The following is a 2318-nucleotide window of genomic DNA, read 5'->3' on the forward strand; positions in this document are numbered from 1 at the left end:
TTGACAAGAATTAGTTGAGGTGATATACTGATATAGTTGTCGCTTGCGAGGGCGACAAAGACCTTTGAAAACTGAACAAGACGAACCAATGTGCAGGGCACTACAACTGAGGTTGTAGTACTGAACAATGAAAAAACAATAAATCTGTCAGTGACAGAAATGAGTGAGAACTCAAACTTTTAATGAGAGTTTGATCCTGGCTCAGGACGAACGCTGGCGGCGTGCCTAATACATGCAAGTGGAACGCACAAGGTGCACCGTAGTTTACTACACCGTACTTTGTGAGTCGCGAACGGGTGAGTAACGCGTAGGTAACCTACCTTTTAGCGGGGGATAACTATTGGAAACGATAGCTAATACCGCATAAGATATCTTACTGCATGGTAAGATATTAAAAGATGCAATTGCATCACTAAGAGATGGACCTGCGTTGTATTAGCTAGTAGGTGAGGTAACGGCTCACCTAGGCAACGATACATAGCCGACCTGAGAGGGTGATCGGCCACACTGGGACTGAGACACGGCCCAGACTCCTACGGGAGGCAGCAGTAGGGAATCTTCGGCAATGGGGGGAACCCTGACCGAGCAACGCCGCGTGAGTGAAGAAGGTTTTCGGATCGTAAAGCTCTGTTGTAAGAGAAGAACGAGTGTGAGAGTGGAAAGTTCACACTGTGACGGTAACTTACCAGAAAGGGACGGCTAACTACGTGCCAGCAGCCGCGGTAATACGTAGGTCCCGAGCGTTGTCCGGATTTATTGGGCGTAAAGCGAGCGCAGGCGGTTAGATAAGTCTGAAGTTAAAGGCTGTGGCTTAACCATAGTACGCTTTGGAAACTGTTTAACTTGAGTGCAGAAGGGGAGAGTGGAATTCCATGTGTAGCGGTGAAATGCGTAGATATATGGAGGAACACCGGTGGCGAAAGCGGCTCTCTGGTCTGTAACTGACGCTGAGGCTCGAAAGCGTGGGGAGCAAACAGGATTAGATACCCTGGTAGTCCACGCCGTAAACGATGAGTGCTAGGTGTTGGGTCCTTTCCGGGACTCAGTGCCGCAGCTAACGCATTAAGCACTCCGCCTGGGGAGTACGACCGCAAGGTTGAAACTCAAAGGAATTGACGGGGGCCCGCACAAGCGGTGGAGCATGTGGTTTAATTCGAAGCAACGCGAAGAACCTTACCAGGTCTTGACATCCCGGTGCCCGTCCTAGAGATAGGATTTTGCTTCGGCACACCGGTGACAGGTGGTGCATGGTTGTCGTCAGCTCGTGTCGTGAGATGTTGGGTTAAGTCCCGCAACGAGCGCAACCCTTATTGTTAGTTGCCATCATTCAGTTGGGCACTCTAGCGAGACTGCCGGTAATAAACCGGAGGAAGGTGGGGATGACGTCAAATCATCATGCCCCTTATGACCTGGGCTACACACGTGCTACAATGGCTGGTACAACGAGTCGCAAGTCGGTGACGGCAAGCTAATCTCTTAAAGCCAGTCTCAGTTCGGATTGTAGGCTGCAACTCGCCTACATGAAGTCGGAATCGCTAGTAATCGCGGATCAGCACGCCGCGGTGAATACGTTCCCGGGCCTTGTACACACCGCCCGTCACACCACGAGAGTTTGTAACACCCGAAGTCGGTGAGGTAACCTTTTAGGAGCCAGCCGCCTAAGGTGGGATAGATGATTGGGGTGAAGTCGTAACAAGGTAGCCGTATCGGAAGGTGCGGCTGGATCACCTCCTTTCTAAGGAAAACGGAAGCCATTGGTCGTCATGTTTAGTTTTGAGAGGTCTTGTGGGGCCTTAGCTCAGCTGGGAGAGCGCCTGCTTTGCACGCAGGAGGTCAGCGGTTCGATCCCGCTAGGCTCCATTAGGATAGTATGTACTATTCTAAACTTGTCCATTGAAAATTGAATAACTATATCAAATAGTAACAAGAAAATAAACCGAAAACGCTGTGAATATTAATGAGTTTAAGACTGAAAGGTCGAAAATAAGGTTAAGTTAGTAAGGGCGCACGGTGGATGCCTTGGCACTAGGAGCCGAAGAAGGACGTGACAAACGACGAAATGCCTCGGGGAGCTGTAAGTAAGCATAGATCCGGGGGTGTCCGAATGGGGGAACCCAGCAGGTACTACCTGTTACCCATCTCTGTTAAGGAGATGAGGAGGAAGACGCAGTGAACTGAAACATCTAAGTAGCTGCAGGAAGAGAAAGCAAAAGCGATTGCCTTAGTAGCGGCGAGCGAAGAGGCAGGAGGGCAAACCGAAGAGTTTACTCTTCGGGGTTGTAGGACTGCGCTGTGGACTCAGATTTTATAGAAGAATG

Annotated in this window: 1 tRNA gene and 2 rRNA genes; all 3 read left to right on the plus strand. The window is 50.1% G+C overall.

The features are described 5' to 3' along the window. Positions 1 to 178: 178 nt before the first annotated feature. Positions 179 to 1735, plus strand: a 16S ribosomal RNA gene (locus SSIN_RS05210). 52 nt (positions 1736 to 1787) lie between these two features. Further along, positions 1788 to 1860: transfer RNA gene (locus SSIN_RS05215), tRNA-Ala, on the plus strand. Between the two features lie 127 nt (positions 1861 to 1987). Next, a 23S ribosomal RNA gene (locus SSIN_RS05220) occupies positions 1988 to 2318 on the plus strand; the annotation flags it as partial.

This window comes from Streptococcus sinensis (assembly GCF_000767835.1).
Taxonomy (GTDB): Bacteria; Bacillota; Bacilli; order Lactobacillales; family Streptococcaceae; genus Streptococcus; species Streptococcus sinensis.